The organism is Yersinia mollaretii ATCC 43969 (assembly GCF_013282725.1).
Classification (GTDB): Bacteria; Pseudomonadota; Gammaproteobacteria; order Enterobacterales; family Enterobacteriaceae; genus Yersinia; species Yersinia mollaretii.
The window spans coordinates 657,348-681,622 of sequence record NZ_CP054043.1; the positions used below are offsets into that span (position 1 = coordinate 657,348).

Here is a 24,275-nt window from a genome sequence, read left to right on the forward strand (position 1 = left end):
TTAACCTCGGGTTTTCAGATGCATTTCACGTTCAGCTTCCGTCAGGGAAGCTAAGAACGCATCACGCTCAAACACACGTGTCATATAGCCTTTCAGCTCTTTAGAACCCGCACCTGTTAGCTCGATGCCTAATACAGGCAAGCGCCACAACAGCGGGGCTAAATAACAATCAACCAGACTGAATTCTTCGCTCAGGAAGTAAGGCGTTTCATTGAACACCGGGGCGATAGACAGCAGAACTTCGCGTAGCTGCTTACGTGCGGCTTCTGCTTCCTGTGCATTACCCTGCTCGATTTTATGCATCAAGGAGTACCAGTCTTTCTCAATGCGGTGCATCATCAAACGACTGCTACCACGCGCAACTGGGTATACCGGCATCAATGGCGGGTGAGGAAAACGCTCATCCAGATACTCCATGATAATGCGGGATTCATACAGTGTCAGCTCGCGATCAACCAAAGTAGGGACAGTCTGGTAGGGATTGAGGTCAATCAGGTCCTGCGGCAGATTACCAGCTTCAACCTGCTCAATCTCAACACTGACACCTTTCTCCGCCAGTACGATACGTACTTGATGGCTAAAAATGTCGGTCGGGCCGGAAAACAGCGTCATTACCGAACGTTTGTTGGCAGCGACAGCCATGAAAACCTCCAAGATTATCTAGAAAACAGTGCGAATAGCCCACGGTGAGGTTGCTATCCTGAGTCGTTTTACCGCCAGTTCGCAATCTCGACAGCTGCTGCCGTAAATAAGCCTTGGTCGAGATAATAATTCAGCCAGGGAGATACACGGACGCCAACAGTTCGCCGAACAGGCACAAAAGTGAGTGATAGTTTACCAGATTTTGAATCTTTTGTGGGGATGGTGCAGCCATTTCGTAAAAAATCGTCTATCAGACAATAGGTTAGCGGCAAAAATATAATATATGGTGCGATGGGGAGGTGTTTTTCAGATATGTTTTTAAAAACTATTTTTCAAACAAATAAAAAAACCCGGTGAAACACCGGGCTTTTACCATCAATCTGATGCCATAAAGGCAAAAAATTAACGTTTGGAGAACTGTGGACGACGACGTGCTTTACGCAGACCCACTTTCTTACGCTCAACTTCACGCGCATCACGCGTTACGAAGCCAGCTTTACGCAGTTCACCACGTAGAGATTCGTCATATTCCATCAGTGCACGGGTGATACCGTGACGGATAGCGCCAGCCTGACCTGAAATACCACCACCTTTAACAGTGATGTACATGTCAAACTTGGTAACCATGTCTACCAGTTCCAACGGTTGATTAACTACCATGCGGGCAGTTTCACGACCGAAGTAAACTTCAAGGCTACGTTGGTTAATAACGATTTTACCGCTGCCCGGCTTAAGAAAAACGCGAGCTGCAGAACTTTTGCGGCGACCAGTGCCGTAGTATTGATTTTCAGCCATTGCCATAATCCCGATTAAATGTCCAGAACTTGCGGTTGCTGCGCCGCATGATTGTGCTCAGTACCTGCGTAAACTTTAAGCTTACGATACATTGCACGGCCCAGCGGACCCTTCGGCAGCATGCCTTTAACCGCGATTTCAATCACACGCTCAGGACTGCGGGCAATCATCTCTTCAAAGGTCGCTTGTTTGATACCACCGATGTGACCGGTGTGGCGGTAATAAATCTTGTCTGTACGCTTGTTGCCGGTTACAGCAATTTTTTCTGCGTTCAGAACGATGATGTAATCACCAGTATCAACGTGCGGGGTGTATTCCGCTTTATGCTTGCCGCGTAAGCGACTAGCCAGTTCAGTAGCGAGGCGACCCAAGGTCTTACCATTCGCGTCAACAACATACCAGTCGCGTTTTACAGTTTCTGGTTTAGCTGTGAAAGTTTTCATTATAAAAGCTTACCCAATTAATAAGTTACACGTTGGTGAACACCCAAACGTTCAAAAACAGTTGAGGCTCACACGACCATCAGTCCAGCAAACCTACCCCTTCGAATAGCCAATGCCGGCACTATCAAAGTTTTTGGGAAAAAAACTTTGTTGTAACGTGGGGTCGCAAGATTATAGAGAAGTCAGCGTTAAAGATCGAACTGTTTTTGACGAGAAAGGTATAAATTAAACATGTTAAGTCAGGGCGAAGGATAATCGCCCCCAATAGAATAGCATTTCCATACACAAAAAGTGAATCACCGTGATGCAGATTATGCACTTACGGCAGATGTGGCAAAGAGAGATACTCCTCACTCTGCATCTCTTGTAACCGCGACAAACAGCGCTGATATTCGAATTTTAAGCGCTCGCCGCCATAAATCTCATACATCGAGGCTTCAGCCGCAATGATCAGCTTCACTCGCCGCTCGTAAAATTCATCGACTAACGCCAGAAAACGCCGGGCGGTATTTTCATCTCGCGTCTCCATGCGGTGAACATTGTGCAGTAAAACAGTGTGATAGAGCTTCGACAGCGCAATGTAATCCAGTTGGCTGCGGGCCTCTTCGCACAAAGTATGGAAGTCCACCGCCAAAACGCCTTGTGCCGCGCAAATGGCGGGCAATGGCCGGTGATTCACTTCCAGCACAGGCGCATGCTCACCCTCTTTACCCGCTAGTTTGACAAAAATCGCGTCCATCTCCTGCTCGGTTTGCTCATTCAGCGGCGTCAGATAAAGATTCGCCTGAGTGAGTGTGCGCAAACGGTAGTCAATGCCAGCATCGACATTCATCACATCGCAATACTGCTTAATCAATGCAATTGCAGGCAGGAAGCGGGCGCGCTGTAGACCGTTATGGTACAGATTATCCGGCGGAATATTGGATGTCGCGACCAATGTAATGCCTCTGGCGAATAGCGCCTCCAGCAGGGTTGCCAACAGCATGGCGTCTGTAATATCGGTGACAAAAAACTCATCAAAGCACAGCACATCGGTCTGCGCTTTGAAATTGTCGGCGATGATTTCCAGTGGTTCTTCATGACCTTGCAGCTCGGCCAACTCTTCATGTACCCGCAGCATAAAGCGGTGAAAATGCAGTCGAAGCTTACGCTCACCCGGCAAGCTGTGGAAAAACATATCCATCAGCCAGGTTTTACCCCGCCCGACTCCCCCCCACATATATAAGCCCTGAACGGGAGGAATGGCTATTTTGGGAGCCGCGCGTCCAATCAAACGGTTCAGCCGCCCACGTAAACCCGCGCCAGCCGGTGACTCACTTTGGCGCTGTTTCAGCGCATGATAAATCTGGTCTAGTTGTGCTACAGCGCGCTGTTGCACATTGTCAGATTGATAGTCGCCAGCATCAAGTGCCTGCTGGTAAAGTGTTGTAGGTGTACTTGGTTGCATGTTTATCACCAATCCCTGATAAAATAGTTATCTACTTTTCGCGGTACTTTCTCACTGATTTATCGCGCAATCGCAGCATTTATCGACTCTATCCTTGCGGAAAAAGCCTGATAACCAAAAGCAAAGTTGCATCAGGATTCCACTCAGACAAGGTTAACGGTTATAGTGGCTATTATTAAGTGAAAAGTCCTGCTGAACAATGAAGTCACAAAAGGAGTCATCATGACCTGGGAGTATGCGCTTATTGGGTTGGTTGTTGGTATCGTGATTGGCGCGGTAGCTATGCGCTTTGGCAACCGCAAATTGCGTCAGCAGCAAGTGCTGCAAAATGAGCTGGAGAAGAGCAAAACAGATTTGGAAGAGTATCGTCAGGAACTGGTTGGGCACTTCGCCCGCAGTGCTGAGTTGCTGGATAATATGGCTCGCGACTACCGCCAGCTTTATCAGCATATGGCGAAAAGCTCCAATAACTTATTACCGGACTTGCCGTTGCAGGATAATCCATTCCGCTACCGTTTGACCGAATCTGAGGCCGATAATGATCAGGCACCGGTGAAAATGCCACCTCGGGATTACTCTGAAGGGGCATCGGGCTTACTACGCCCGGAGCATCAGACCCGCGATTAAAGACAAATGCATTGTGCTGGCTACGCCACTGTAGTCAGCACATTTACACTTCTATACTCACCTCTCCTTGAATTGCCCCACCACGAACCTTATATCAAGCGGTATCTTAGGCGACTTATTTTAAGACAGCAGTAGCCATTTGAAATAAGTGAATTTTTTAGCTAACTCAGAGTCTGAACTTACAACAGGCCTGTAACAGCCATCTACCCTATTCATTCACCGTTAGGTATTGAGAGAGTTAAAATCAATGAAGAAAAAGTCATTATTTCTTAGTGCGCTGGCAATGAGTGTCGGCTTAAGTCTCGCTTCTGTTCCTATGGCGAACGCTGCAGCACTTCCAGCGGCCGTCGCCGGGCAGGCCGTTCCTAGCCTGGCTCCGATGTTGGAAAAAGTTTTGCCCGCGGTTGTCAGCGTTCATGTCTCTGGGACACAAGCGCAACAGCAACGTTTGCCAGAAGAGTTCAAATTCTTCTTTGGCCCCAATGCCCCGACGGGTAAAGAGAGCAATCGTCCCTTCGAAGGGCTGGGATCTGGCGTCATTATTAACGCTGAAAAAGGTTATGTGCTGACCAATAACCACGTTATCAATAATGCCGATAAAATTCGTGTTCAGCTCAATGATGGCCGTGAATATGATGCCAAATTGCTGGGCCGTGATGAGCAAACTGATATCGCGTTGTTGCAGTTAACCGACGCCAAAAATCTAACATCCATTAAAATTGCCGACTCCGATAACCTGCGGGTGGGTGATTTTGCGGTCGCCGTCGGTAACCCCTTTGGCTTGGGGCAAACCGCGACCTCAGGGATCATCTCAGCCTTGGGTCGTAGTGGCCTGAATCTGGAAGGGCTGGAAAACTTTATCCAGACTGATGCCTCTATCAACCGGGGTAACTCTGGCGGTGCCTTGGTTAACCTCAACGGCGAACTGATTGGGATTAACACGGCGATTCTGGCTCCGGGCGGCGGTAACATCGGTATCGGCTTCGCGATCCCAAGCAACATGGCGCAAAACCTTAGCCAGCAGTTGATTGAGTTTGGCGAAGTGAAGCGCGGGCTATTGGGCATCCGTGGCAGCGAAATGACTGCTGACATGGCGAAAGCCTTTAATATCGATGCTCAGCGTGGCGCATTTGTCAGTGAAGTCTTGCCAAAATCAGCGGCAGCTAAAGCCGGAATCAAAGCGGGTGACGTGCTGGTTTCCGTTGATGGTAAGCCAATCAGCAGCTTTGCGGAGTTGCGCGCCAAAGTGGGCACTACCGGGCCGGGTAAAGCCATCAAAGTGGGCTTGCTGCGCGATGGGAAACCACTTGAAGTCACGGTAACGCTGGAGAACAGCAGCCCAACGTCAACCAGTGCCGATACCTTGTCGCCATCATTGCAGGGCGCATCCCTGAGCAATGGCGAGATCAAAGGTGGCAGCAAGGGCGTCAAGGTTGAGAGCGTCACTAAAGGCTCACCTGCCGCACAATCTGGCTTGCAGAAAGATGATGTGATTATTGCCGTAAACCGTGTGCGGGTTCAGGATATCACCCAATTGCGGAAAGCTATCGAAGCCAAACCGGCTGTTATCGCACTGAATATTGTGCGTGGTGATGAGAATATTTACCTGTTAATACGCTAATTTGCAGAAAAATCGGACACAGCACAATGCTGTGTCCGCCAAACTCATGCTATTCTCCTGATACTCATTCATTCAAGCCTTAAACCTCATGTTTCTTAAGCTATTGCGTTCAATTGTTTTGGGGCTCATTGTCGCCGCTATTTTGCTGGTCGCAATGCCTATGCTCCGTAATCCGGGCCACTTTTTTTCCGGAACGAGCAGTAGCTTAGATGAAGAGACCCCCGTCAGTTATAACCAAGCGGTGCGAAGAGCAGCACCTGCGGTGGTTAATGTGTATAACCGCAGCTTAAGCCCGACCCAAGATGGGCTGGCCATTCGCACACTGGGTTCTGGCGTTATCATGAGTGACAAGGGTTATATCCTGACCAATAAGCATGTGATCAATAATGCTGAACAGATCATTGTGGCATTGCAAAATGGTCGTGTATCAGAGGCGTTACTGGTCGGTTCGGATAACCTGACAGATTTAGCAGTTCTGAAAATTGACGCGGTAAATCTTCCCGTCATTCCCATCAATATCAACCGTATGCCCCATATTGGTGATGTCGTACTGGCTATCGGTAATCCCTATAATTTGGGCCAGACGGTTACGCAAGGGATTATCAGCGCAACCGGACGTATTGGTTTAAGTGATTCCGGGCGGCAAAACTTTCTCCAGACAGATGCCTCAATCAATCAGGGTAATTCCGGCGGTGCGCTGGTGAATACATTGGGTGAATTGATGGGGATTAATACCTTATCCTTCGATAAAAGCAGCAACGGCGAAACACCGGAAGGTATTGGTTTTGCTATCCCTACCGCACTGGCGACCAAGGTAATGGAGAAGCTGATTCGTGACGGGCGGGTGATTCGTGGCTATATCGGCGTGACGGGTGAGGAGTATCCTCCCTTCAATGCCAGCGGTAATGGTTCAGACCGGATACACGGCATAAAAGTGAATAAAATATCGCCAGATGGCCCAGCAGCGAAAACTGATTTGCAAGTGGGCGACATCATTCTCAGCGTGAATAACAAACCGGCGACATCCGTGATTGAAACTATGGATCAGGTCGCAGAAATCCGCCCTGGTACCACCATTCCTGTTTTACTTCTGCGTAACGGTCAGCAAATGACGACGCAAATCACCATCACGGAATTAGATCAAAATGCGGTGCTGAGCCAGCAAGCGACGCAACAGCCCTGATTTTTAGTTAAAAAAATGCCAGCCCGGAACAACAGGCTGGCATTTTTATTGGTCTGATTTAGCGGCAGTTTATTCGCCTTTCACACGCTCAATTTTGGCACCCAGTGCACGCAATTTATCTTCGATACGCTCATAGCCACGGTCGATATGATAAATACGATCAACAATAGTGACCCCATCTGCGATACAGCCCGCCAATACCAAACTGGCAGAAGCACGGAGATCGGTTGCCATCACCTGAGCACCGGAGAGCTGCTCAACGCCATAACAAATCACGGTATTGCTCTCGATTTCAGCATGTGCGCCCATGCGAATCAGCTCAGGCACGTGCATGAAACGGTTCTCGAAAATGGTTTCGGTGATAACACCCGTCCCTTCCGCCACCAAGTTCAATAAGCTGAATTGAGCCTGCATATCCGTTGGGAAACCTGGGTGTGGCGCAGTGCGGATCGTCACCGCTTTAGGCCGCTGTCCATGCATGTCGAGGCTGATCCAATCATCACCGACTTCAATATCAGCACCCGCTTCGCGTAGCTTAGCCAATACCGCATCCAGCGTATCAGGACGGGTCTGACGACAAACCACTTTACCGCCAGAGATTGCCGCAGCAACCAAGAAAGTTCCGGTTTCAATGCGGTCAGGCAGCACACGATAGACACCACCGCCCAAGCGTGCAACGCCTTCGATGGTAATACGGTCACTGCCTGCGCCGCTGATTTTAGCGCCCAGTGTATTCAGGAAATTCGCGGTATCGACAATTTCTGGCTCACGGGCTGCGTTCTCAATCACCGTGGTGCCTTCTGCCAAAGTTGCGGCACTCATAATGGTCACTGTTGCGCCAACGCTAACTTTGTCCATCACAATATGCGCGCCTTTCAGGCGACCATTGACCGAGGCTTTTACGTAGCCCTCTTCCAGCTTAATTTCAGCACCCAGTTGCTCTAAACCGGTGATATGCAAATCAACTGGACGCGCACCAATCGCGCAGCCGCCGGGCAAAGAGACCTGCCCTTTACCAAAGCGAGCCACCAGTGGCCCCAGCGCCCAGATAGAAGCACGCATGGTTTTGACTAAATCATAAGGTGCGCAAAACTCATTCACATCACGCGCGTCAACAAAAACCGAACCCGAGCTGTCGCGTTCAATTTTGGTGCCCAATTGGCCAAGCAGCTTAATCGTGGTATCAATGTCTTTTAGCTTTGGGACATTTTGCAGTTCTACCGGTTCTTCAGCCAACAACGCAGCAAACAATATTGGCAATGCGGCATTTTTCGCTCCGGAAATAGTGACTTCACCGCTTAGGCGAGTCCGCCCCTGCACACGAAATTTATCCATTGTGACCACTCTCTGTTGTCAAATTCGAATTCACTGCCCGCCTTAGCACTGTTTGCGATCGCACTAAACAGCCCACCAGCCAGCAGTATTAAAAGCCGTTTAGCTTGCGATCCCGTTGCCACTCTTGCGGCGTATAAGCCTTAATCGACAAGGCATGAATACGGTTATCAGCAATATATTCCATCAAAGGCGCGTACACAGCCTGCTGTTTTTTCACTCGGCTCATGTCAGCAAATAATTCGCCGACCGCAATCACCTGAAAGTGGCTGCCATCACCGGTAACATGTGCTTCTTGCAGTGCCAATGCTCGCATCAGCACTTCTTTAATTTCGTTAGTATCCATAAGATTCTTTCTATTTTATGAGGAGCATAATTTTAAGAGGAGCATAGCCAGCCAAACATATTAGTGGAATACGGCGAGCTCCGAAACTAAAGAAAAGCCCCTGACTAATAATTATGTTCAGGGGCTTAAAAACGTTAGTTTTTTGTTTTGGAAGTAGGCGACACAAAACTCGCCGACTGAATTCCACTTGCTACATTCTGCTAGCTAGGTGCTGGCCGTTTCTACCGGGATGATATCCCGCAGGTTGTACAGCTCAATCAGGGTCGATAACCGATCACTGACACCGATAATGGTGAGTGAGACCCCCTGCTGGCTTCGCAGTTCACGAAAGTGCACCAGTAATGCCAAACCGGATGAGTCGACGCGCTGCAATTGACTGACATCAATATGGGTTTTATCCGCCAGTAATGCCTCGCGCTGCTGCCAAAGGGGCAACAGCGTTTCACGATCCAACTCACCTTGCAGTACCAGCGTTTCCTGCTGGGATTGCCAGCTCAGTTCATTTGCCATCATTATTGCTTATCTAAAGTAATCGGCTGTTTCGCCGCCATCAGCAGCTGTTGAGTCAAACCATCAACCCCTTTCTGACGCAGGATAGAAGCCCACTCATTTTGCTTGGTGCTGATCATGCTAACCCCTTCGGCTATCATGTCATACGCCTGCCAGTTGCCGGTTTGGCTATTTTTACGCCATTGGAAATCTAAGCGCACGGGAGGGCGACCATTGGGATCAAGGATAGTCACACGGATAGCCACGATATTGGCATCACCCAGCGGTTGGTCTGGTGCAACGTCGTAAGTTTGGCCATGGTACAACGCCAGTGCCTGACCGTAAGCCTGTTCCAGATATTGACCGAATGCATTGAAGTAAGCTTCACGTTGCGCCGGAGTGGCCGCTTTATAGTAGCTACCCAGTACCAGTGCCCCGGCATATTTGATCTGAACAAATGGCAGCAGCTCTTCACGCACGATGGTGCGTAAATAGTCTGGGTTTTGTTTGATCTTAGGTTGTTCAGTTTTCAGACGCGTGAAAGTTCTTTGCGCCGCTTCATCCATCAGACGGTACGGGTTGGTTTGATCGACAGCATTCGCCAGTGGGGCAACCACCAGCAATGCGACCATAAGTAAACGTTTAAACATTCAGATTCCCTTTTATGGATGTTGAGTTGCAGGCGAGCTACCATTCGCTGTCGGTGTGGGTGCGCCAGCCGATGTTGTTGCACCAGCCGATGTTGTTGCACCAGCCGATATAGGTGCTCCAGTCGTTGGCGCTACGGAATCACTCGCTGGCGCACCAGAATTACCATCCCCGCCACTTTTGTACAAGAACTGGCCGATAAGATCTTCCAGAACCAGAGCTGATTTGGTGTCTTGAATAACACCACCATCTTTCAAAATACTGGTGCCCATATCGGGATCTTCGAAACCGACATTCAGCGCCAAGAACTGCTCACCGAGCAAGCCGGAAGTGCGGACGGCCAGTGAACTGGTGTCTGGGATATGGTTATAGCGCTGCTGAATATCTATCGCCACACGCGGGCTGTAATTTTGAGTATCTAACGTAATATAGGCCACCCGCCCCACCACTACGCCGCCAATCTTGACTGGCGAATTGGTTTTCAAGCCGCCAATATTGTCAAAATTTGCGTAAATCCGGTAAGTCGGCTGATTGCCTACGGATTTAATGTCTGCCACTTGCAAGCAGAGGAATATGACCGCCAGTATAGCAATCAGTATAAACGCGCCTACCCAGACTTCACTTCTCTTCGTTTGCATCGACTCAGTTCCCAAACATCAGTGCTGTCAGCACAAAATCTAATCCCAATACCGCCAGCGACGAGTGCACTACGGTACGGGTCGTTGCCCGGCTGATCCCTTCAGATGTTGGGATCGCATCATAACCATTGAACAGCGCAATCCAGGTCACGGTAATGGCAAATACCAGACTCTTAATCAGGCAATTCAGTAAATCTGTCCGCCACTCAACCGCATTCTGCATCGCCGACCAGAAGAAACCGCCGTCGATCCCTTTCCAGTCAACACCGACCACAGAGCCGCCCCAAATACCCACGGCAACAAAAATCGCGGTCAATAATGGCATACTGATCAGACCCGCCCAGAATCGAGGCGCGACCACCCGTCGCAGTGGATCAATCGCCATCATCTCCAGACTGGAAATCTGTTCCGTGGCTTTCATCAGGCCAATCTCAGCGGTCAAGGCAGAACCTGCGCGACCCGCGAACAGTAGCGCGGTTACCACTGGCCCCAGTTCACGGAGCAGTGACAGTGACACCATCATGCCGAGGCTAGCTTCCGCGCTGTAAGTGGTCAGGATCAAAAAGCCCTGCAACCCCAGAACCATGCCGATAAATAGGCCGGAAACCACAATAATCAGTAGCGATTGTACCCCGACGCTATACAGCTGTTTGACCAATAGTGGCCATTGTTTTCGCGGTTCAGGCCGCCCAACAAGGGCATTGAACAGCATTAAACCTGCGCGACCAAAGGAGGCGCAGACATTAATGCCTCGGCGACCTAAAGACGCTAATGCCTGTACTAACATGAATACTCCATCAACCTAATAGCTCGGTTTTATAATCCCCAGCAGGGAAACGGAAAGGCACCGGTCCGTCGGCAATACCATCGAGGAACTGGCGCACCCGCATATCGTCATTGGCTTGCAACTGTTCAGGTGTTCCTTCGGCAATAACATGCTGATCTGCAACGATATAGGCATAATCAGCAATGCTAAGCACTTCGGGCACATCATGGGAGACCACCACACAAGTGACACCCAGTGCATGATTCAGCTCATCAATCAGTTTGACCAGTACCCCCATGGTAATCGGATCCTGACCCACAAACGGCTCATCAAACATAATCAATTCAGGATCGAGAGCAATCGCCCGTGCCAATGCCGCACGGCGTGCCATACCGCCGGAAAGCTCTGCGGGCATCAAATTAGCCGCGCCGCGCAACCCCACCGCCTCTAGCTTCATCATCACCGTGCTGTGCAGCAGCTCTTCCGGCAAACGGCTATGTTCGCGCAGGGGAAAAGCCACATTTTCGAATACGGTTAAATCAGTAAATAGCGCGCCAGATTGAAATAACATGCTCATTTTTTTGCGCACATCATACAAACGCTGGCGTGAAAGCGCCGGAATATTATCACCATCAAACCAAATTTCACCGGCATCCGGTGCCAATTGCCCACCAATCAGGCGCAACAATGTGGTTTTACCAATACCAGAAGGCCCCATAATCGCCGTCACTTTGCCGCGCGGGACCGTCATATTGATATCGGCGAATATCGGACGCTCACCACGGGTAAAACTCATCCCATGGATCTCTATCAAATTCGACGCCTTTTGCTTCATTATCATTCGTCCCTTGAGCCTTTTATTACTCACCCAGCCGCCAATGCTACATCAAATGGCAGTAACGAGCGCAACTGGGAAGTAGTTTGGCAATTTATTACTGCTTTTTCGTCGCCAAAGTTGCCATAAGTTTTACTTTTCTGGCTCTCACAGTCAAAATTAGAGCCTAAGCAAAAATAAGCGTAAAAACGTATTGTCAGCCATTTTTTGCCAACGGGCTATCAGTTACCAACAGGCTATCTGTTACCAGCAGCCAATGGATCGGGATTATACCTAATAAAGGACTCTGCATGTTTCTTGCGATAACACTGTTAATCATTGGTTTGGTTTTATTAGTGTATGGCGCTGATCGATTAGTTTACGGCGCGGCCGTGTTATCCCGTTCTTTCGGTGTTCCGCCGCTCATTATCGGGATGACCATTGTAGGGATCGGCACATCGCTGCCAGAGTTGATTGTATCGGTGACGGCGGCACTTAATAACCAGACCGATATGGCGGTCGGCAATGTGCTTGGCTCCAATATTACCAATCTGTTGCTGATTGTGGGGGGCGCGGCCCTAATACGCCCATTGACCGTGCGCTCAGAGATTCTGCGCCGTGAGTTACCCTTAATGTTGGTGGTCACGGTGCTGTGTGGCTTTCTGCTGGCCGATAACCATCTCAGCCGTGGGGATGGGATTATTTTGCTGCTGGCAGCGGTGGCATTTATTGTCCTGATGCTAAAAATTGCGCGATTGGCCCATGCCGAGGGCAATGACATTCTGACTCGCGAACAGTTGGCTGAATTACCGCAGGACAGCAGCACGACCGTGGCCTTATTGTGGTTGGTACTGGCCTTCATTATTTTACCACTGTCGGCCAAAATGATTATCGATAACGCGACGGTCATTGCCCGCGTCGCTGGCGTCAGTGAACTGGTCATTGGTTTGACCGTGATTGCCATTGGCACCAGTTTGCCTGAATTGGCCACTTTCATCGCCGGCGCGCTGAAAGGGGAAGATGATATGGCGGTCGGCAATATCATCGGATCGAACATTTTTAATATTGTGATTGTCTTAGGTGTACCTGCACTGCTCTCCCCTGGTGATATTAATCCTGACGCTTTCCAGCGCGATTATTGGGTGATGCTCGGTGTCAGCGTGATATTCACGATTCTTTGTCTCGGCCGTAAACATCGAATCGGCCATCTGGCGGGCGCTCTGTTATTATGTGGGTTTATCGCTTACCTTGCGGTGCTGTTCTTCGCCCCTTTTAGTGTGGCGTGACATAAAACAGTGCTGCGCACAGGAACCAAGTATGTCTTCTTTTGATTCGCAACCAAGAATGGATTTTCAGCAGGCGGGTAAACAGGTATTGCACATTGAGCGCGAAGGACTGGCACAACTCGATCAATACATTAATGACGATTTTTCCAGCGCCTGCGAAGCGATATTTAACTGCCATGGCAAAGTGGTAGTGATGGGGATGGGTAAGTCGGGGCATATTGGCTGCAAAATTGCCGCGACCTTTGCCAGTACAGGGACGCCCGCCTTTTCTGTCCACCCTGCGGAAGCCAGTCATGGTGACCTCGGCATGGTCACGCCACAAGATATCGTTCTGGCTATCTCCAACTCAGGTGAATCCAACGAAATTCTGGCGTTGATCCCCGTGCTCAAGCGTCAGAAAATCAAGCTCATCTGCATGAGCAACAACCCTGAAAGCACCATGGGTAAAGCGGCTGATATTCATTTATGCATTAAAGTGCCGCAAGAAGCTTGCCCACTGGGGCTGGCCCCGACCACCAGTACCACTGCCACCTTGGTCATGGGCGACGCCCTCGCCGTGGCCTTGCTGAAAGCGCGTGGATTCACCCAAGAAGATTTTGCCCTCTCCCATCCGGGCGGAGCACTTGGGCGCAAGTTGCTGTTGCGGATCAGCGATATCATGCACACTGGCGCAGAGATCCCGCACGTCAGCCCTGATGCGTCATTGCGTGATGCCTTACTGGAGATTACTCGGAAGAATCTGGGTTTAACTGTAATCTGTGACGATCTCATGATGATTAAGGGTATCTTTACCGACGGTGACTTGCGCCGGGTATTTGATATGGGCATTGATTTGAATCATGCAAAAATCGCAGACGTGATGACCAGCGGCGGTATTCGGGTTCGTCCGACCATGTTGGCGGTGGATGCGCTCAACCTGATGGAGTCACGTCATATTACGGCGGTGTTAGTGGCTGACGGTGAGCAACTGCTCGGCGTGGTGCATATGCACGACATGCTAAGAGCCGGTGTCGTTTAACAAAGGATAAATTATGAACAGCACCGTCTATCTGGATACATGCTATGGCCCTGTCGCCGACAGCGTCATACAACGCGCGGCAAACATTCGTCTGCTCATTTGTGATGTGGATGGCGTGATGTCCGACGGCCTGATTTATATGGGTAATCAGGGGGAAGAGCTGAAGGCATTCAACGTGCGTGATGGCTATGGTATCCGCTGCCTGATAACCTCCGGTATTGAAGTGGCGATTATTACGGGCCGCTGCGCTAAATTACTGGAAGACCGCGCCAACACCTTGGGCATTACCCACCTTTATCAAGGGCAATCTGATAAGCTGGTGGCTTACCACGAATTGTTGCTAGCATTAAACTGCCAGCCGGAACAGGTCGCTTATATTGGTGATGACCTGATTGATTGGCCAGTGATGGCACAAGTGGGACTATCTGTCGCAGTGGCGGATGCTCATCCGATACTGCTTCCCAAAGCGCATTATGTGACGAAAATCAATGGCGGGCGCGGTGCAGTACGCGAGATATGTGATTTGATATTATTGGCCCAAGATAAACTCGACGGTGCCAAAGGATTGTCGATATGAGTAAAACAAGACTGTGGATAACCCTATCTCTGGCATTGATTGCTTTGGCATTGATTGGCTGGAATATGTCCGGTTTTAATCAGCAGGACACGCCAGTTGTGGCTGATAATAATGAGCCCTCTTCCCAAAGCCAACATACGGTGACAGTGGTTTTTAATCCGGTCGGGCAACTGAATTATAAATTGGTCGCGGAAGACGTTCAGAACTTCAGCGCTCAAGAGCTAACTTGGTTTACCAAGCCAGTCATGACCCTGTTTGGCGAGAATGCAGTGGCAACCTGGACAGTTCGGGCAGACCGCGCCAAGCTGACCAATGATAAAATGCTCTATTTGTATGGTCATGTTGAGGTCGATAGCCTGACCCCAGATGCACAGTTACAAAAAATTAAAACGGATAACGCCCAGGTTAATTTGATCACTCAGGATGTATCCTCAGACGATGAAGTTACCCTCTTTGGTGTTGGATTCACATCTAACGGCATGAAAATGCGTGGGAACTTGCGGGACAAAACCGCCGAGCTGATTGAAAAGGTTAAAACCTCTTATGAAATACAAAAATAAAATTCGCCCTCTTTTGCTTGCCAGCTCACTTTTGGCCGCAAGCCTACCTGCATTTGCATTAACGGGTGATACTGAGCAGCCCGTCAAGGTTGACTCCGCCAAACAAGCATTGGATATGGAGGCGAACACCATCACCTTTACTGATAATGTGATTATCAAACAAGGCACTATCGAGATTAAAGCGGATAAAGTGGTGGTGACCCGCCCTGGTGGCGATCAGAGCAAAATGGTTATCGAAGGCTATGGTAATCCGGTCACCTTCTACCAAATGCAAGACAGTGGTAAGCCCGTCAAAGGCCACGGTCAAAAATTGCGTTACGAAGTCGCGAATGATTTTGTGGTATTGACTGGCAATGCTTATCTAGAGCAACTTGATAGCAATATCAAAGGTGATCGCATCACTTATCTGGTGAAAAAACAGCAGATGGAAGCCTTCAGTGATAAAGGCAATCGCGTCACCACCGTATTATTACCGTCCCAATTACAAGACAAAGGGCCAGCAGCTTCAGGCCAAAAGAAGAGTAAGTAATCATTTATGGCAACATTAATCGCAGAAAAGCTGGCTAAGGCGTACAAAGGCCGTAAAGTGGTCGAAGACGTTAGCCTGAGTGTAAAGTCCGGTGAGATTGTGGGCCTGCTTGGGCCAAATGGTGCAGGTAAGACCACCACTTTTTATATGGTCGTCGGCATTGTCCAGCGTGACGCCGGGCGTATTGTGATTGATGACGAAGATATCAGCCTCTTGCCTCTCCATGAACGCGCCCGTCGCGGCATTGGTTATTTACCGCAAGAAGCCTCAATCTTCCGTCGCCTGAGTGTATTTAACAATCTGATGGCGGTACTGGAGATCCGTAAAGATCTCACCAATGAGCAGCGGCAGGAACGGGCTGAGGAGCTAATGGAAGAGTTCCATATCACCCATTTACGTGACAGTCTGGGGCAATCACTCTCTGGTGGCGAGCGCCGCCGTGTTGAGATTGCCCGTGCCTTGGCTGCAAATCCTAAGTTTATTCTGCTGGATGAGCCATTTGCTGGGGTTGACCCCATTTCTGTTATCGATATCAAAAAAATTATTGAACATCTGCGCGACAGTGGTTTGGGTGTATTGATTACCGACCACAACGTGCGTGAAACGTTAGACGTTTGTGAGCGGGCTTATATTGTAAGCCAAGGGCACTTAATCGCTCACGGCACACCACAGGAAATTTTGGCTGACGAACAAGTTAAGCGTGTTTATCTGGGTGAAGAGTTCCGTCTCTAATCTTCCTCCGATGGTGATCGCAAGGCTATTTCGTCAGTCATAAAGGAAAATTGATACCGCATTATGAAGCAAGGTTTGCAACTCAAGTTCAGCCAACAACTGGCAATGACTCCGCAGCTTCAACAGGCTATTCGTCTGTTGCAACTTTCTACACTTGAACTCCAGCAGGAGATTCAGTTAGCGCTGGAGAGCAACCCCCTGCTTGAGCAAACAGATCTTCATGAAGAGATAGACGCCAAAGAGACAGTAGACAGTGAATCGCTTGATACCCGCGAAGCGCTGGAACAAAAAGATATGCCCGAAGAGTTGCCGCTGGATGCCACTTGGGATGAGATCTACACCGCAGGCACCCCCTCAGGTATGGGCAACGATTACAGTGATGATGAGTTGCCTGTCTATCAGGGTGAAACTACCCAGACGCTGCAAGACTACCTGATGTGGCAAGTGGATCTGACCCCCTTCTCTGAGACCGATGCTGCCATTGCGACCTCTATCGTCGATGCAGTCGATGACACTGGCTATCTCACCGTTCCGCTGGAAGATATTCTAGAGAGCATGGGTGACGAGAACATCGCACTGGATGAAGTCGAAGCGGTACTCAAGCGGATACAACACTTTGATCCTATTGGTGTGGCGGCGCGCAACCTGCGTGAATGTCTGTTGGTGCAACTGTCGCAATATGCCAAAGAGACCCCTTATCTTGCCGAAGCGCGCTTAGTGGTTAGCGATTATCTGGATTTGCTAGGCAACCATGATTTCCGCACAATGATCCGTTTAAGTCGACTAAAAGAAGATACACTTAAGGAAGCGATCGCCCTGATTCAATCACTGGACCCGCGACCGGGCCAGTCGATCAATACTGGTGAGTCGGAGTATGTCATTCCCGATGTTTTGGTGCGCAAAGAGAAAGATCAATGGACGGTCGAGCTAAATGCCGATAGCATTCCACGCCTAAAAATTAATCAACACTATGCTGCAATGGGTAGCAATACCCGCAATGATAGCGACGGGCAGTTTATCCGCAGCAATCTACAAGAAGCAAAATGGTTGATAAAAAGCCTTGAAAGCCGCAATGAAACGCTGCTGAAGGTTGCGCGTTGTATTGTCGAGCAGCAGGTCGCATTTTTTGAAAATGGCCCTGAGTTTATGAAACCCATGGTGCTGGCTGATATTGCTCAGGCCGTAGATATGCACGAATCGACCATCTCCCGCGTGACGACGCAGAAGTTCCTGCACAGTCCTCGGGGGATTTTCGAGCTGAAATATTTCTTCTCCAGTCACGTCAATACCGAGAGCGGAGGCGAAGCCTCTTCCACCGCAATTCGTGCACTGGTGAAAAAATTGGTTGCGGCAGAGAACCCTGCCAAACCCCTTAGCGACAGTAAACTGACCACACTATTATGTGAACAGGGCATCATGGTGGCACGGCGAACTGTCGCGAAGTACCGAGAGTCGTTATCCATCCCGCCGTCAAATCAACGTAAACAGTTGGTTTGACCTGAACTGAGAAGGAAGACACTATGCAGCTCAATATTACCGGACATCATGTTGAAATAACCGAAGCATTACGTGAGTTTGTTAACACTAAATTTGCCAAACTTGAGCAATATTTTGATCGCATTAACCAGGTATACGTGGTTTTAAGTGTCGAAAAAGTCAAACAAATTGCAGAAGCAACGGTGCATGTGAATGGAGGCGAGTTGCACGCCAGTTCAGAGCAGGAGGATATGTACGCCGCAATTGATATTTTGGTTGATAAACTGGCCCGCCAGTTGAACAAGCATAAAGATAAATTGAAACAACATTAAGAATCCTTGTCGCTATTATCCCTAACGAAGGTTCTACACGTGCTACATCGCCTGATCCAACGGAAACCGATGGATCAGGCTTAAAACAGCACTTAAGTGAAAGATGAGATGATCAACGATCCAGCACTACAATTAAGCTCGGTACTCAATATCGAGTGCACCAAAAGCGCCGTACATTGCTCAAGTAAAAAACGGGCTTTGGAAATTATCAGCGAGTTGGCTGCCAAACAGCTTAACCTGCCCTCACAGGTCGTTTTCGATGCTGTATTAACCCGCGAACGTATGGGCAGTACTGGCATTGGCAGTGGCATCGCAATACCTCATGGCAAACTGGAGGAAGATACGCTGCGCGCCGTGGGTGTGTTTATCCGCTTGGAACAACCGATCGCTTTCGATGCTATTGATAACCAACCTGTTGATCTATTATTTGCCTTGTTGGTTCCGGCAGATCAATGTAAAACTCACTTACACACTTTGTCTTTAGTAGCTAAGCGATTGGCTGATAAAACAGTGTGTCGCCGTCTACGCGCCGCACACAGTGATGATGAGCTTTATCAGATCATTACGGAGTTACCGCCAGAAATAGCGTAAATGGGCAAAGGGTGCCTTAGCAGCGCGGGTCTAATCGCAAACCCGGCTGTTATCGCCAGCATATCGATTCGTAATAGTGGCGATGAGCGCCAAAGAGATACCAAGGGGAGTCACTCACATGGTGCTGATGATTGTCAGCGGCCGTTCCGGTTCAGGGAAGTCTGTTGCTTTGCGCGCATTGGAAGATATGGGCTTTTACTGCGTCGATAACTTGCCCGTGGTTCTGCTGCCGCAATTGGCGAGCACACTTGCCGATAGGAATATCTCTGCCGCAGTGAGCATAGACGTGCGCAATATGCCTGAATCTCCTGAGGTATTTGAACATGCCATGACCCAACTGCCAGACAGCTTTTCACCGCAGTTGCTGTTTTTGGATGCTGACCGCAATACCCTGATTCGTCGCTACAGTGATACTCGTCGCCTGCACCCGCTGTCGACCAAAAACCTGTCATTAGAAAGTGCTATCGATGAAGAGAGCGATCTGCTGGAGCCTCTGCGCTCACGGGCTGATCTGATTATTGATACCTCAGAAATGTCAGTGCATGAGTTAGCTGAGATGCTACGTACCCGCCTACTGGGTAAACGTGAGCGCGAGCTGACCATGGTGTTTGAATCATTTGGCTTTAAACACGGCATTCCGATTGATGCAGATTATGTCTTCGATGTGCGTTTTCTGCCAAACCCACACTGGGATCCGAAATTACGCCCGATGACCGGTCTGGATAAACCCGTCATCTCCTTCCTTGATCGCCATACCGAAGTGCATAACTTTGTTTACCAGACGCGCAGCTATCTGGAACTGTGGCTGCCCATGCTGGAAACCAATAATCGCAGCTATCTCACGGTTGCCATTGGTTGTACCGGCGGTAAGCACCGCTCGGTCTATGTTGCTGAACAATTGGCAGATTATTTCCGCGCACGTGGCAAAAATGTCCAGTCACGCCACCGCACTTTGGAAAAACGTAAACAATGACCGTCAAACAGACTGTTGAGATCAAGAACAAGTTGGGGATGCACGCCAGACCCGCAATGAAACTGTTCGAGCTGGTTCAAAGTTTTGATGCAGAAGTCATGTTGCGTAATGACAGTGGGACCGAAGCCGAGGCCAGCAGTGTGATTGCACTGCTGATGCTGGACTCCGCGAAAGGTCGCCAGATTGAGGTTGAAGCAACCGGCCCTGATGAGATTCAAGCTCTGGCCGCCGTCATTGAACTGTTCAATTCAGGGTTTGATGAAGATTAAGGTTCAGATCTCCTCTACTGCTTAATATTTAAGATAGCCGCGTTTATTGATTATTCCCGATAAATTCGCGGCAGTTCTATAACGATAAAGAATACATAACACCTCCTGCCATCTGTTATCTAAATGCCACCTCAGCCATTTAAATAAAATATCAATTTCTTTTATCACCTATAACGTATCAAATAGATTTCTCATAAATTAGCCTCCAAAATTAATTAGATTATTACGCTATCATCACCAGAGTCGTAATTTAATTTCGCTGCCGCCCTCTATCATTGATACCAGTAGAGCTGCTGACATCAGCAACATCAAGCGCTATCAGCGTGTCTTTGCTCAATCCGCGCGTAAACGCAATGGAAAACTAATGCGGCAGTTTCGATATTGAACACCTCTTTGCACCGTGATAACTTGGCCTCAGATCACTTTCACCCACTAAATACGCGTCAGGGGCATAAAACCACGACAACCATCATAATAAATAATACTCATTATGATGGACGTGACCTATTTAAATTAAAAAGCAATTAAATTAAAAATCATCTCGACACTTAAGGATCGTTATATATGTAACTCTAAATTGTTTAACGCTAAATTCTTATTACAGGAGTGATTAAGATGGCCGCACTCACATTCCCCGAAAAACACCAGCCAAGGTATTCCGGCTTTAACTTGGATGGGATGCTCGATGAAACATTACGGGAGGGGGCGGAGCGATGCCCCTTTTCCGTGCCAACCAGACATAAGATACCATTGGTATCGAAAATCCTTGATACGGGGATAAGAGATATCGTGTATGGATCTGGCCCCAATGACCCCACCCACTTAATTGATGTCATCTATGAGCTTCATAGCCACGGAAAACTGCCTCCTGAGACTCAATTTTCATTCATCATGCTGCTTAATTGTCATGACCCGATCATGCCTCAACTCAAGAATTACCCTGAAGAGTTGAAAAAATACCTCACCATCAGTTTTGGAATGATTTCATACCAATCAGGAAAAAAGTTGTTCGAGAGAACCGTTGAGATACTGCGTGTTTGGGGATTTGACCGTTTCCGAGTCAGCCTACTGAACAATTTCAGCGCCGGTATCGACGAGGCGTCCTATGAGAAGATCACGGCAGAGATCGCCCGCTCACTTGCTATGGAGATCGAAACCGTCCGCATTAATGACTCGCTAGGCACAATATACCCAGAAGATATGGCAATTCTCGCCGCTAACTTGCGCAATCACTATCCCAATATGAATTTTTCCCTTCATGCTCATAATGATAGGGGGTTGGGCCTGCAAAATGCCCTCTCTTCGCTCTATCACGGATTTAATATTATTGAGGGCGGGTTCGCCGGAACAGGAAATCGCTCTGGACTCCCCGCCATTGAGATCCTTGACCTCATCTTCAGAGAGAGAAATATCACCATTAATGGTGAGTTGCTCGATCAGGTTAACGTGATTGACGCCGTGAAAATGACAGAGAAAACCTTTCTTTCCTTACCCGATCTCTACCGCCCCGTCAGCGGGCACATTGTTCACCAAGAGAATATGGGAGTGGCCAATATCCCCTCTTTTCTGGGTGCCTCGAGCGGTATCCCCTATTTCCTCAACAGTACTGGCATGCATGATGCTACCGTGCAAAAAATCCTGCTAGATGAAGGGCTAGCTGATGCAGCTAATAACCCCATCATGATCCAAAACATCAAAGCAAGACTCGATGAAATACTGGCGACTGCCTACACCAAAAAGCAGGCGGCATTTGAACAAATGAGAAATGATCTGGTTCAATTCTATGGTTCAGATGTCCTTTATGCCGCCAGAGTGGGTCAGTATGTGAGAGAACTCCTGAAGTAATCAGCCAGCCTTGTGACCTTTCCAAGGCCAACAATATCATGATAAACAACATCATGATAATAGGAGCACAGCCATGTTTATGATCGTGATGCCCATCTTTATCGTCATATTATTAGGCTACTGTTTTGGGCGCATTCGGCCAGACAGTGGTCAGTCAGATAAACTGATCAACGATTATGTTTTGTATCTTGCGCTTCCCGCATTACTTTTTCTGGCGATTGCTCGCGCCGACATGAATGAATTGAAGCAGTGGGGATTTATAGGCTCAACACTGGTTGGGATCGTGGTGATTTATGTCACCGCTGGTTTTTTCGCAAAATGTACGGGGATAGGATTACCACAATCATCCCTGCTAAGTATGGGGGCATGTTACGGCACCACCGGCTATATGGGTGTTCCGATTCTAATCTCGGTTTATGGGGAACAAGCCGCACTGCCAGCAGCCATCGCGACAATTTTGCATAATATCCCTGCCATCATGGCCGTCATTATTAGCTGGGATCTATTATCAAATCGATCCGCAGGTGACAGCTTTTCACTGGCTCACTCTCTGGGTAAAGCGGTCAAAGCGACACTAACCAATCCGCTGACCCTCTCCGTTTTGGCAGGGCTACTCTTTGTTTTACTTAAAATAAATGTACCGATAGTGATTGCCTCTTTTGCCAGTTTCTTGGGCAATGCCGCCGGGCCAACCGCCCTATTTGCACTTGGATTGGGCCTTTCGCGGCTCAGTATCAAGGAGCATTTCAACCGCACATCAGCCAAAATAGTGCTGCCGATGATTGCATTGAAACTGGCATTGCAGCCAGCGATAACCTTTCTCGTTGCTCATTATATCTTTGATATGGGGTCTGGAGGGATTTGGCTGGCTACCGCGATGGTGATGTCCGCTCAGCCCATCGGAGCGGGTGTTTATGTGTTTGCTAAAAAGTATGAATTCAAGCATGAGGTCATCTCGCTGGCGATCGTTATTTCATTGCTCATCGCGCTGGTGACAATTCCCCTCATTTTGCGATGGTTCCCCATTTGAAACTAGACCCCATGAGTAATCGTTTGCTAATCATAAAAAATGCGGCTTTTGCCCCTTGCAGAGAAATGGCACGCGAGTATAATTCGCCACAATTTGCCGGGAGATATGATGAAAAGCTGCTTAGATTTCGCTCTACATCGTCATTTTGTTGAAAATGACCAGCCAGCAGGCAGCCAACTGCCGTGGTCTCTCCCGTTGCTAAACCGATCCTGTCAGGCCCCTCGTTGAGGGGCTTTTTTTTGTCTGCTGATCGGGACGAATTTAACATTACTGCATGACAACTGATTATCGCCCGCGACCACGGGCAGTCACAGAGGAGAGCGAAAAATGGCCAACCCGTTGTATCACAAGCACATCATCTCAATTAACGATTTATGTCGCGATGAACTGGAACTGGTGCTGCGTACCGCTGCCAGCTTGAAAAGTCGTCCGCAACCTGAGCTGTTAAAACATAAAGTGATCGCCAGTTGCTTTTTCGAAGCCTCAACCCGTACCCGTTTGTCGTTTGAAACCTCGATTCATCGCCTCGGCGCCTCAGTGGTCGGTTTTTCTGACAGCAGCAATACCTCGCTGGGCAAGAAAGGCGAGACACTGGCCGATACTATTTCGGTGATCAGCACTTATGTGGATGCCATCGTCATACGCCACCCACAGGAGGGCGCGGCCCGACTGGCGGCGCAGTTCTCCGGCAATATCCCCGTGGTCAATGCCGGTGACGGTGCCAACCAGCATCCGACGCAAACCCTGCTCGATCTATTCACCATTCAGGAGACCCAAGGGCGGCTGGATAACATCAATATCGCCATGGTCGGTGATCTGAAATATGGCCGCACTGTGCATTCACTGACGCAGGCGCTGGCAAAATTCGACGGCAACCGCTTCTTCTTTATCGCCCCGGATGCGCTGGCAATGCCCGCTTATATCCTGGAAATGTTGGACGAAAAAGGGATCGAGTACAGCCTGCATGAGAGCATTGAAGAGGTGGTCGCGGATCTAGATATTCTCTACATGACTCGCGTCCAAAAAGAGCGCCTTGATCCGTCAGAATACGCCAATGTCAAAGCACAGTTTGTCCTACGCGCAGCGGATTTGAGTGGTGCGCGGGATAATCTCAAAGTGCTGCACCCCCTGCCACGCATTGATGAGATCACCACAGATGTCGATAAAACGCCTTACGCCTACTATTTCCAACAGGCGGGCAATGGGATTTTTGCACGTCAGGCGCTGCTGGCACTGGTCTTAAACGCTGAATTGGCTCTTTGAGAG

28 protein-coding genes are annotated in these 24,275 nt (G+C 49.0%); 17 read left to right on the forward strand and 11 right to left on the reverse strand.

Going from position 1 to position 24,275, the window contains the following annotated elements; all coding sequences use genetic code 11:
* The 4 genes from sspA to zapE all read right to left on the reverse strand — a co-directional run bounded on the left by sspA (window position 1) and on the right by zapE (window position 3,327).
* A complete protein-coding gene (gene sspA / locus HRD69_RS02855) occupies window positions 1-642 on the reverse strand; it encodes a stringent starvation protein SspA (protein ID WP_004874089.1) in 642 nt (213 codons plus the stop codon).
* Between the two features lie 402 nt (window positions 643-1,044).
* Window positions 1,045-1,437: a 30S ribosomal protein S9 gene (gene rpsI / locus HRD69_RS02860; protein ID WP_005162424.1), complete on the reverse strand. Its 393-nt coding sequence runs from the start codon at window positions 1,435-1,437 to the stop codon at window positions 1,045-1,047.
* Between the two features lie 14 nt (window positions 1,438-1,451).
* Complete coding sequence (gene rplM, locus HRD69_RS02865; protein WP_004874088.1) at window positions 1,452-1,880, reverse strand: 50S ribosomal protein L13; 429 nt, start codon at window positions 1,878-1,880, stop codon at window positions 1,452-1,454.
* Between the two features lie 319 nt (window positions 1,881-2,199).
* Window positions 2,200-3,327 carry a cell division protein ZapE gene (zapE, locus tag HRD69_RS02870; protein WP_172984593.1) on the reverse strand — a complete coding sequence of 376 codons (1,128 nt, stop codon included), beginning with the start codon at window positions 3,325-3,327 and terminating at the stop codon, window positions 2,200-2,202.
* A gap of 222 nt (window positions 3,328-3,549) precedes the next feature.
* On the opposite strand from zapE, the gene zapG reads away from it, so the two are divergent.
* From zapG to degS, 3 genes are all read left to right on the forward strand, one after another.
* A complete protein-coding gene (gene zapG, locus HRD69_RS02875; protein ID WP_004714934.1) occupies window positions 3,550-3,954 on the forward strand; it encodes a Z-ring associated protein ZapG in 405 nt (134 codons plus the stop codon).
* A gap of 247 nt (window positions 3,955-4,201) precedes the next feature.
* A complete protein-coding gene (degQ, locus tag HRD69_RS02880) occupies window positions 4,202-5,575 on the forward strand; it encodes a serine endoprotease DegQ (protein ID WP_032813391.1) in 1,374 nt (457 codons plus the stop codon).
* A gap of 88 nt (window positions 5,576-5,663) precedes the next feature.
* Window positions 5,664-6,758, forward strand: coding sequence for an outer membrane-stress sensor serine endopeptidase DegS (degS, locus tag HRD69_RS02885; protein ID WP_004874085.1), 1,095 nt, complete (start codon window positions 5,664-5,666; stop codon window positions 6,756-6,758).
* Between the two features lie 69 nt (window positions 6,759-6,827).
* Here degS and murA read toward each other — a convergent pair whose 3' ends face one another.
* The 7 genes from murA to mlaF all read right to left on the reverse strand — a co-directional run bounded on the left by murA (window position 6,828) and on the right by mlaF (window position 11,812).
* The gene (gene murA, locus HRD69_RS02890; RefSeq protein ID WP_004874084.1) at window positions 6,828-8,093 is read right to left on the reverse strand and encodes a UDP-N-acetylglucosamine 1-carboxyvinyltransferase; all 1,266 of its coding nucleotides are present in this window, start codon (window positions 8,091-8,093) and stop codon (window positions 6,828-6,830) included.
* 88 nt (window positions 8,094-8,181) lie between these two features.
* Complete coding sequence (gene ibaG / locus HRD69_RS02895; protein WP_004874083.1) at window positions 8,182-8,436, reverse strand: BolA family iron metabolism protein IbaG; 255 nt, start codon at window positions 8,434-8,436, stop codon at window positions 8,182-8,184.
* A 204-nt stretch (window positions 8,437-8,640) separates the two neighbouring features.
* Window positions 8,641-8,946, reverse strand: coding sequence for a lipid asymmetry maintenance protein MlaB (gene mlaB / locus HRD69_RS02900; protein WP_032813447.1), 306 nt, complete (start codon window positions 8,944-8,946; stop codon window positions 8,641-8,643).
* Window positions 8,947-8,948: 2 nt separating this feature from the next.
* Window positions 8,949-9,575, reverse strand: a complete 627-nt coding sequence (gene mlaC, locus HRD69_RS02905; RefSeq protein WP_004874082.1) for a phospholipid-binding protein MlaC — start codon at window positions 9,573-9,575, stop codon at window positions 8,949-8,951.
* Window positions 9,576-9,587: 12 nt separating this feature from the next.
* The gene (gene mlaD / locus HRD69_RS02910; RefSeq protein WP_004874081.1) at window positions 9,588-10,211 is read right to left on the reverse strand and encodes an outer membrane lipid asymmetry maintenance protein MlaD; all 624 of its coding nucleotides are present in this window, start codon (window positions 10,209-10,211) and stop codon (window positions 9,588-9,590) included.
* Between the two features lie 4 nt (window positions 10,212-10,215).
* The gene (gene mlaE / locus HRD69_RS02915) at window positions 10,216-10,998 is read right to left on the reverse strand and encodes a lipid asymmetry maintenance ABC transporter permease subunit MlaE (protein ID WP_004874080.1); all 783 of its coding nucleotides are present in this window, start codon (window positions 10,996-10,998) and stop codon (window positions 10,216-10,218) included.
* A gap of 10 nt (window positions 10,999-11,008) precedes the next feature.
* Window positions 11,009-11,812: a phospholipid ABC transporter ATP-binding protein MlaF gene (gene mlaF / locus HRD69_RS02920; RefSeq protein WP_032813389.1), complete on the reverse strand. Its 804-nt coding sequence runs from the start codon at window positions 11,810-11,812 to the stop codon at window positions 11,009-11,011.
* Between the two features lie 290 nt (window positions 11,813-12,102).
* On the opposite strand from mlaF, the gene HRD69_RS02925 reads away from it, so the two are divergent.
* The 14 genes from HRD69_RS02925 to pyrB all read left to right on the forward strand — a co-directional run bounded on the left by HRD69_RS02925 (window position 12,103) and on the right by pyrB (window position 24,272).
* Window positions 12,103-13,077: a calcium/sodium antiporter gene (locus HRD69_RS02925; RefSeq protein ID WP_004874078.1), complete on the forward strand. Its 975-nt coding sequence runs from the start codon at window positions 12,103-12,105 to the stop codon at window positions 13,075-13,077.
* 31 nt (window positions 13,078-13,108) lie between these two features.
* Entirely contained in the window at window positions 13,109-14,095 is a 987-nt protein-coding gene (gene kdsD, locus HRD69_RS02930; protein WP_032813388.1) for an arabinose-5-phosphate isomerase KdsD, read from the forward strand.
* 13 nt (window positions 14,096-14,108) lie between these two features.
* Window positions 14,109-14,672 (forward strand): 3-deoxy-manno-octulosonate-8-phosphatase KdsC, encoded by a 564-nt coding sequence (gene kdsC / locus HRD69_RS02935; protein ID WP_004874076.1) that lies wholly within the window; start codon window positions 14,109-14,111, stop codon window positions 14,670-14,672.
* Window positions 14,669-15,232 carry an LPS export ABC transporter periplasmic protein LptC gene (lptC, locus tag HRD69_RS02940; RefSeq protein ID WP_032813387.1) on the forward strand — a complete coding sequence of 188 codons (564 nt, stop codon included), beginning with the start codon at window positions 14,669-14,671 and terminating at the stop codon, window positions 15,230-15,232. Before kdsC ends, lptC begins: the two co-directional genes overlap by 4 nt.
* Window positions 15,216-15,761 carry a lipopolysaccharide ABC transporter substrate-binding protein LptA gene (lptA, locus tag HRD69_RS02945; protein WP_032813386.1) on the forward strand — a complete coding sequence of 182 codons (546 nt, stop codon included), beginning with the start codon at window positions 15,216-15,218 and terminating at the stop codon, window positions 15,759-15,761. Before lptC ends, lptA begins: the two co-directional genes overlap by 17 nt.
* A gap of 6 nt (window positions 15,762-15,767) precedes the next feature.
* Window positions 15,768-16,493 (forward strand): LPS export ABC transporter ATP-binding protein, encoded by a 726-nt coding sequence (gene lptB, locus HRD69_RS02950; RefSeq protein ID WP_004874073.1) that lies wholly within the window; start codon window positions 15,768-15,770, stop codon window positions 16,491-16,493.
* Window positions 16,494-16,556: 63 nt separating this feature from the next.
* Window positions 16,557-17,990 carry an RNA polymerase factor sigma-54 gene (gene rpoN, locus HRD69_RS02955; RefSeq protein WP_004874072.1) on the forward strand — a complete coding sequence of 478 codons (1,434 nt, stop codon included), beginning with the start codon at window positions 16,557-16,559 and terminating at the stop codon, window positions 17,988-17,990.
* 23 nt (window positions 17,991-18,013) lie between these two features.
* On the forward strand, window positions 18,014-18,301 hold the full coding sequence (gene hpf / locus HRD69_RS02960) for a ribosome hibernation promoting factor (protein WP_004874071.1): 288 nt from the start codon (window positions 18,014-18,016) through the stop codon (window positions 18,299-18,301).
* A gap of 108 nt (window positions 18,302-18,409) precedes the next feature.
* Window positions 18,410-18,892: a PTS IIA-like nitrogen regulatory protein PtsN gene (gene ptsN, locus HRD69_RS02965; protein WP_032813445.1), complete on the forward strand. Its 483-nt coding sequence runs from the start codon at window positions 18,410-18,412 to the stop codon at window positions 18,890-18,892.
* Between the two features lie 118 nt (window positions 18,893-19,010).
* Complete coding sequence (gene rapZ / locus HRD69_RS02970; RefSeq protein WP_032813384.1) at window positions 19,011-19,865, forward strand: RNase adapter RapZ; 855 nt, start codon at window positions 19,011-19,013, stop codon at window positions 19,863-19,865.
* The gene (gene npr / locus HRD69_RS02975; protein ID WP_005162489.1) at window positions 19,862-20,134 is read left to right on the forward strand and encodes a PTS phosphocarrier protein NPr; all 273 of its coding nucleotides are present in this window, start codon (window positions 19,862-19,864) and stop codon (window positions 20,132-20,134) included. Before rapZ ends, npr begins: the two co-directional genes overlap by 4 nt.
* Window positions 20,135-20,749: 615 nt before the next feature.
* Complete coding sequence (locus HRD69_RS02980) at window positions 20,750-21,979, forward strand: beta/alpha barrel domain-containing protein (protein WP_004874066.1); 1,230 nt, start codon at window positions 20,750-20,752, stop codon at window positions 21,977-21,979.
* A 73-nt stretch (window positions 21,980-22,052) separates the two neighbouring features.
* Window positions 22,053-23,009 (forward strand): AEC family transporter, encoded by a 957-nt coding sequence (locus HRD69_RS02985; RefSeq protein ID WP_004874065.1) that lies wholly within the window; start codon window positions 22,053-22,055, stop codon window positions 23,007-23,009.
* Between the two features lie 327 nt (window positions 23,010-23,336).
* The gene (pyrB, locus tag HRD69_RS02990; protein WP_004874064.1) at window positions 23,337-24,272 is read left to right on the forward strand and encodes an aspartate carbamoyltransferase; all 936 of its coding nucleotides are present in this window, start codon (window positions 23,337-23,339) and stop codon (window positions 24,270-24,272) included.
* The last annotated feature ends 3 nt before the right edge of the window (window positions 24,273-24,275 follow it).